Origin of the sequence: Spongiibacter sp., from assembly GCF_041602295.1 — a bacterium.
Lineage (GTDB): Bacteria > Pseudomonadota > Gammaproteobacteria > Pseudomonadales > Spongiibacteraceae > Spongiibacter.
This window is the reverse complement of sequence record NZ_JBFIGO010000123.1, coordinates 1-7,056: the sequence shown is the minus strand read 5'-3', so window position 1 is coordinate 7,056 and position 7,056 is coordinate 1. Positions and strand designations below refer to the sequence as shown.

Genomic DNA, 7,056 nt, shown 5'->3' with positions numbered 1-7,056 from the left:
TCGAGCTTACCCGCCCCTACCCCGACACCGGCGATGCCATTCAGATGCTGGTCGACGCCCTGCGCGAATTCGGCATGGCCGACAAGCGCATCGGCTACGAGCGCAACAGCTATTTCTTTCCCGCCTATCAGCAGGACCGCATTCACACCACCCTCACCGGGGCAAAATTGCTGGACTGCTTTGGCATTGTTGAAGAAGGGCGGATCTGCAAATCACCCGCGGAAATTTCGGTGATGCATCGCGCCGCCATTGCCACCGAGGCCGGCATGAAAGCTGGCATCGACGCCTGCCAGGCCGGCGCCACCGAAAATGACGTCGGCGCGGCCATTAGCGCCGCGATGTTTCGCGCCGGCGGCGAACCACCGGCGGTTATGCCCTATGTCACCTCAGGGCCGCGCAGCATGATTGGCCACGCCACCTGGGAGGGCCGCAGCATTCAAGCCGGCGACCATGTGTTTCTGGAGGTGGGCGGCTGCTACCGGCGCTACCACACCGCCATGATGCGCACCGTGGTGACTGGCCCACTGAGCGATGCCATGCACCACGCCCAGGAGCGAATGAAATACGCCCTGACCATGGTTCACGAACTATTCCAACCGGGCATGACGGTCTCGGACGCCGACAACCTGATTCGCAACATCATTTCCGACAACCATGTCGACGCCCGGCTGATTACCCGCTCGGGCTACTCTATTGGCATCGCCTTCCCACCGAGCTGGGACGAGGGCTATATCATCAGCCTGAAACAGGGCGAGTCAGCGGTGCTGCGCGAGGGCATGACCTTCCACATTATCCCCTGGATGTGGGGGGTCGAGGGGGATAAAACCGTCGGCATCTCCGACAGCATCTATATTACTAGTGACGGCTGTAAATCCTTTTTCACCATGGATAGAGATATGAGCATTAAACTGCCCCGGCAAAATGCCCAGACGGCGCCGCCCCCGGCAAGCCAGGGCAAAGCTCGCCAACAGCGCGCCGCTTCGCCCACTGCACCATCCCCCTCCGAATAGGCTGTTTCGAGGTCGCCATGCTAATTGCCAGAAATCCGATGAACGGCAACATCATTGCCGAATACCCCGCACTGAATAATGCCCAAATGCACGAGCGCATCGGCGACGCCTACCGCGCCTTCGAAGCCTGGCAGGCCACTCCCATCGTGCAGCGCGGCGAAGTCTTGAGAAAGGTTGCCGCCGAACTGCGCAGCGACAAGGCCCGGCTCAGCGAGTTAATGGCGTTGGAGATGGGCAAGCCGATTAAAGAGGGCGGCCCCGAGGTGGAAAAAGCGGCCTTTTGTTGCGAGTTCTACGCCGATCACGCCGAAACCTTTTTGGCCAGGGAAGAACTGCCCTCCGACGCCTCGCTGAGTTATGTCTGCTATCAACCGCTGGGCACCCTGCTGGGGATTCTGCCGTGGAATGCGCCGCTGTGGCTGGCGTTTCGCTATCTGGCGCCGGCGCTGATGGCCGGCAATACCTGCGCCATGAAACACGACCCCAATGTGCCGGCCTGTGCACTGGCCATCGCCGAGGCCTTTGAGCGCGCCGGCGCCCCCGCCAATATTATGGTGAACCTGCCGCTGGAAACCGCCGATGTCGAGCAGGCCCTGCGCGACCCGCGAATTCGCGCCGTGTCATTCACCGGCTCCGACGTCGCCGGCCGCAAAGTGGCGGCCATTGCCGGCGCTGAACTCAAGCCCGCGGTATTGGAACTGGGTGGCTCCGATCCATTTATCGTATTGGCCGATGCCGACCTCGATCGCGCCGCGGACGTCGCCACACTGTCGCGCACCATCAATGCCGGGCAAAGCTGCATTGCTGCCAAGCGCATTATTGTTGAGGAAGCAGTGCACGACGTCTTTGTCGACAAACTGAAATCCCGGCTGAGCCAACTGCGGCTCGGCGACCCGCTGCGCGACGACACCGACATCGGCCCGCTGGCACGGCAAGACCTGCGCGACAATCTTCACCGCCAAGTCAGCGCCACCGTCGACGCCGGTGCCAACTGCCTGCTCGGCGGCGAAATCCCCGACGGCGAGGGTTTTTTCTACCCCGTGACCCTGCTCAGCGAAGTCAGTGAAGCGATGTGCGCCTTCAACGAGGAAACCTTTGGCCCGGTGATGTGCGTAACCCGCGCCAGCGATGTAGAAGAGGCCCTGCAGCTGGCCAATGAAAGCGACTACGGCCTGGGCGCCGGGGTGTGGACCAACAACGCCGAGCTCGCCGAGCAGCTGGCGCTGCGCATCGACTGCGGCCAGGTGGCAATTAATGGCATTGTCAAAACGGATCCGCGGCTGCCCAGCGGCGGCATTAAGCGCTCGGGCTACGGCCGCGAGCTGGGACCCCACGGCATTCGCGAGTTTGTGAACACCAAGCAGCTGTGGATTAAGTAAAATGCGCGGGGGCCCGCGCGCCACCGTCAAGCGAGCAACTGCTCGCGCTGCATAAACGCCTGCACCTCGGCCATTTCCTCGGCATCGCGATGCTCCGGGCCGCGGCGACTGTCCATCACATCGAGATAGTTCAGCAGGCCCACTTCATTAAAGGCATACATCGGGGTATCGCTGGCAAAGTCGGGCTGCGCCGCCTGGGCGGCAAAGTTCGCCGTTCTGGCGTGGTAGAGCTGGTGGTGATGGCTGTTGTCGATCAGCAGCAGGCCAGGGCGCTGATTGCACAACAGCCCGCTGCCGTCGGCCACGCTCTCGGCCACCAGCTCGCGATGCAAGGCCTCCACACTGAGCCGGGGCTGCGCCGCCTGACGCTGGTAGAAGCGCTGCATCGCCACCTGCGACACTATCCAGGTGGCAAAGTAACGCCGCTCTGCGGGCAGCCAAAACGCGGTGGGATACGGCGGCGTGTCCTGGTGGGGGCTCTGACAGCTATCGGTCATATAACTGTTACTGCTGTAAGCGTGCTGCTGGGGAGCGCGCTGCGCCAGGGTGTAATTACGGGGGTTTAGCGGCAAGCCCGGAAACTCCACCACGCCAAATTCGAAAATCTGCGCGCGCAACTGCTGCAAAAAGCCGTAGGCACTGCCGTTGTAGGGGTAGTGCTGCTGCAGCTCCACGGGCACCTCGATACGCAATCCCAGCGCGCGGCCATCGAGTTGATAATGGCGCTGGGAAATCTGGCATTCCGCGGCGAGGTCGCTAAAACTGAAGGGTTGTCTGGGCATAATAGGCTGCGCACTGGGGACGATAGGCGAATGGGATTATAATCAGCCCCACCGTCGGTCACCACTGGACCGTCAATTCCGGAGCAGCATAATGAACAAGGCCATGGCCCGCCACATTTTGGTCAAAACCGCCGCTGAAGCCAGCGCCCTGAAAAAGCGCCTCGCCAAAGGTGAGGCCTTTGATATGCTGGCCCGCAAATACTCCAGCTGCCCCTCAGGCAAAAAGGGCGGCGACCTGGGCGAAGTGCGCCGCCGGCAGATGGTGCCGAGCATCGACAAGGTGATTTTCACCCAGCCCCTGCGCGAAACTCACGGGCCAATCAAGAGCAAGTTTGGCTTTCACTTAGTACAGGTCTACTACCGCGACTAGAGCCTCGCCGGCGGACGCGCAGGCGACGAGCAGCGATCCACAGCGCCGTTACAGCAAAGCTGAAACCCAGCAGCATCAAGCTGATAAGCAGCACATCCCACAGCGGCCGGCGATCGAGAAAAAACCGAAAATCCATACTGTGCAAGCCGTTGTACAGCCAGCGCCGCAGCCGCTCCGGCCGGTTCAAGCGCCCCAGCAACTCACCGCTGTGCGGATCAACATGAAACCAGCTTTGCAAATCGTCATCAAAGCGCAGACGCAGTACCGGCAGTGGCCGGTAGCGCTGGTGGTGGCTGTAGTAATAAAAGTCGTGATCACTGAGCAGCTCAACGGTGTAGCGCCGGCCCGGCAATAGCATGGCTGCTCCGGCGGCGATGCGCTCGGCCATCACCTCCTCGCGCTGCCAGTCCTGCGGCCCCAGCAGAGTCGGCCGGCGCTCGGCGGTGTAGCCCAACAGGTAGAACTGCCCCGCCAGGCGCTGCCAGCGCAACTCGCGAAACGGCGCTTGCGCCAGTGCCCGCTGCACGGCTGCCAGCGAAAACAGCGGTGAGGCCGCCGCCTCGGCGCGGCCGCGATAGCGCTGCGCCTGCGCGCCGGCGCCCTCGCCGGCGCTAAACAGCCCCCAGGGGTTCATCGACATCAGGCCACTGAACATATAACTGCCAAGTACCAGCAGGCAGCACAGGCCGAGCACGTGATGCAGTTTCATCACGCCGCGATAGGGGCTGTAACGCTTGCCTTTATAGGGCCGGCGCAAACGCAGGCGCCAGATACCCAGCACGCCGCCACTAATAATCGACAGCAAGCCCAGCAGCGATACGCCGATCACTAGCTGTGCCCACAGTTCACCGTGACGGCGCAGCGCCGCCGGGTACAGCCAGTGAAGATTAGCCCCCAACCAATTCCACACACGCTCGTGGCGACTGGTATCGCGCAGCACCTCGCCGGTCAGCGACGAGACGTACAACTGCAGACCGTCGGCGCTATGGAGGTCAACGCGGTACAGCGGCCGGTGGCGATCGAGGTGGCGGGCTGCGCTCCACTGGTCGTAATCGATGCGCTCGATCGTGGTCAACTGCGGCGACTGGCGCACCACCCGGCCGCTGGTCTCGGCAAACAGCCGCGCGGCGACAAGCGCGGCGCTCGCATCCACGCCACCCATGGGCTCACCGCCATCGGCAAACACGCGCTGCTCACTGCCATTTTGGTAGCGGGCCAAATACGCCGGCCGGCCCAATACCGAGTAGAGCCGCAATTCACTCAGCTCAGCGTCGTCGAGCAGCGCCGCCGGCGGCAGGGCAATATCGCCGCGGTTCAGCGTCGGCAAGCCCGCCAGGCGCTCCTCCTCGGCAAGCCCCGGAAAGCCGACATACATCATCACCACGCCGCTGAAGAACCACATGGCAAACAACAGGCACATGGCAATACCCAGCCAGCGGTGCCACAGGTAGAGAGTGCGCTTGAACTTCATTCACCTGGGCCTTTAAAAACGGTAGTTCAGACTAATATCAAGCGCGCGACCATCGGCCAATATCCATTGATCGCCGTAGGGTGCCAACACGTAGTCGCTGCTGTCAGACAGGTTTTTACCGCGCAGGCTCAAACGCAAGGGCTTACTCACCTGCCAGTTGAGCGACGCGTCGTACACCCGGTAGGAAGGCAGTTCCTGGGTATTGCTATCATTGGCGTAGCGTTTGCCCACATAGCGCGCGCCGGCGCCCAGCTGCCAGTTTTGATGCCACTGCCAACGCAGCCACAGATTCGCGGTTTTCTCGGCGACATTGCGCGGCGTGTTGCCGGAAAAATTGTCGCCGTTTTTTACAAACTCCTGATAGCGGGCATCGGCAACCGCGACATTGAAATCCACACTCAGCGTCTCGCTCAACGCCGCATACAGCTCCAACTCAACTCCCCGCGATGACTGCTCGCCAATCTGCCGCTGCACGCCGCCGGGGTCATTGCTCAGCAGGTCGCGCTTAACAATATTGTAAACAGCCAAGGTGGTTTGCAAGCGCCCCTGCCAGTACTGCTGTTTCATACCAAACTCGAGCTGCTCGCCTTCGGCAAGTTTGGCATCATCATTCACCGAAGTGAGCACTGAGCCAATTGGATCCAGGGCGCGACTGTATTGCGCGTAGACACTGATCGTCTCGCTGGGCTGATATACCGCGCCAACACGCCAGCTGCGACCACTGGGCTCGGCAGTGCTGCGCGACGCACTCTGGCCATTGCTGCGCGCCAGATCTTCACGCTCGATGTCGAGGCGGTCATAGCGCAAGCCCAGCACCGCACTCCACTGCGGGCTAATCTGCAAATGGTCGTCAATAAAGAGCGCGAACTGCTGGGTGTCACTACTGAAGTCGTCGGTCGTGGCGCTTTCTACGCCATCGCGCCAGCGACCGGGACTAGGATTCTGCAAGGCCACGCTACTGCTGCCCTGGTAGGGCGAATTATTGCGGTGGCTGAAGTCGATATCATTCAGCTCAAGGCCGACATTAAGGCGATTATCGCGCCCCAGTATCGACTGCTCGACGGTGAGATCCGCGCGATAGCCCAGCTGCTGCTGGTCGTGCAATATCTCCAGATAAAAACTGCGATCCACCTCGCCAGAGGCCGCGTTGTATTGGTAACTCTCGACATTGCGCCAGTGGCGCTCGGCGTGCATATAGTAAAGCTCGCTGCGCAGCACGGCGGCCTCGCTCAACTGCCAGGTCGCCGTCAGTCGCGGCCACAAGTCCTGATAGGAAACAATCGCATCGGCAATATTGTAGTTATTGCGGCGCGTCGACTTGCGCACCCGGCCATTGACCAGCGGTGTTCCCCAGTACGGCGCCGCGTCGGTATCGGCCACGTCCACGGCCAATTGCAGGCCCAGCCGCTCGCTCGCTTGAAACAGCACACTGGCGGCCAGCGCTTGGCGCTGCTCTGCAGCGCGATCGACGTAACCGTTACTGCGGTGATCCACCGCATCGACACGATAGGCGAGGCGTTCGCTGGCCGCGCCGCCCAGCCCCAGCGCAAAGCGGCGCAGGCCAAAACTCCCGGCACTGATATCCAGCTCACCGTTAGGCTGCTCAAACTGGGGTTTCTTCGGCAGGTAATTCACCGTGGCGCCTATCGCCCCGACGCCGTTAATGACGGATCCGGGGCCACGCAAAACTTCGATGCGGTCGATGGTCCAGGTATCTGCCGGAAAGCTGACCGTACCACTGCCCACATACAGGCGATTGCCATCATAGGTACTCACTACCGAACTGTGTCCGGCAAAACCGCGCACCGAGGTCGCACTGCCACCGTTGCCCGGCGAGGCATTGGCGGCAAAGCCCGCCGCCCGCGTCAGTGCCGATAAACCGGAGAAATCGCCCTTCTCGGCGATATCTTCGCCGCTGACAATTGCCACACTGGCGGGAATATCCATAGCACTCAAGCCCAGGCGCGAGCCCGCTTGATGGTGTTCATACAGGGATAAGCCGGCGGCTTTTTCTTTTTCGGCGACCACCGACATCTCTTCAAGC

The 7,056-nt window shown here is 61.6% G+C and carries 6 protein-coding genes; 3 read left to right on the top strand and 3 right to left on the bottom strand.

Annotated elements, in window-relative coordinates:
* Positions 1-1,010, top strand: a 1,010-nt coding sequence (doeA, locus tag ABYM29_RS14025; RefSeq protein ID WP_372865407.1) for an ectoine hydrolase, incomplete at its 5' end; no start/stop codon positions are given.
* A 17-nt stretch (positions 1,011-1,027) separates the two neighbouring features.
* Complete coding sequence (locus ABYM29_RS14020; protein WP_372865406.1) at positions 1,028-2,389, top strand: NAD-dependent succinate-semialdehyde dehydrogenase; 1,362 nt, start codon at positions 1,028-1,030, stop codon at positions 2,387-2,389.
* Positions 2,390-2,415: 26 nt separating this feature from the next.
* Here ABYM29_RS14020 and ABYM29_RS14015 read toward each other — a convergent pair whose 3' ends face one another.
* Positions 2,416-3,171 (bottom strand): hypothetical protein, encoded by a 756-nt coding sequence (locus ABYM29_RS14015; RefSeq protein ID WP_372865405.1) that lies wholly within the window; start codon positions 3,169-3,171, stop codon positions 2,416-2,418.
* 91 nt (positions 3,172-3,262) lie between these two features.
* On the opposite strand from ABYM29_RS14015, the gene ABYM29_RS14010 reads away from it, so the two are divergent.
* Positions 3,263-3,541 carry a peptidylprolyl isomerase gene (locus ABYM29_RS14010; protein ID WP_372865404.1) on the top strand — a complete coding sequence of 93 codons (279 nt, stop codon included), beginning with the start codon at positions 3,263-3,265 and terminating at the stop codon, positions 3,539-3,541.
* Here the strand turns inward: ABYM29_RS14010 and ABYM29_RS14005 are convergent.
* Together ABYM29_RS14005 and ABYM29_RS14000 are read right to left on the bottom strand one after the other, a co-directional pair.
* Positions 3,492-5,012, bottom strand: coding sequence for a PepSY domain-containing protein (locus ABYM29_RS14005; RefSeq protein ID WP_372865403.1), 1,521 nt, complete (start codon positions 5,010-5,012; stop codon positions 3,492-3,494). The two genes, ABYM29_RS14010 and ABYM29_RS14005, sit on opposite strands and share 50 nt — an antisense overlap.
* A 12-nt stretch (positions 5,013-5,024) precedes the next feature.
* The coding region (locus ABYM29_RS14000) for a TonB-dependent receptor (protein ID WP_372865402.1) at positions 5,025-7,056 on the bottom strand (2,032 nt) is incomplete at its 5' end.

Coding starts and splice junctions, on each gene's coding strand:
- ABYM29_RS14010 (WP_372865404.1), top strand. CDS start 3,263: ATGAACAAGGCCATGGCCCGCCACATTTTGGTCAAAACCGCCGCTGAA.
- ABYM29_RS14020 (WP_372865406.1), top strand. CDS start 1,028: ATGCTAATTGCCAGAAATCCGATGAACGGCAACATCATTGCCGAATAC.
- ABYM29_RS14015 (WP_372865405.1), bottom strand. CDS start 3,171: ATGCCCAGACAACCCTTCAGTTTTAGCGACCTCGCCGCGGAATGCCAG.
- ABYM29_RS14005 (WP_372865403.1), bottom strand. CDS start 5,012: ATGAAGTTCAAGCGCACTCTCTACCTGTGGCACCGCTGGCTGGGTATT.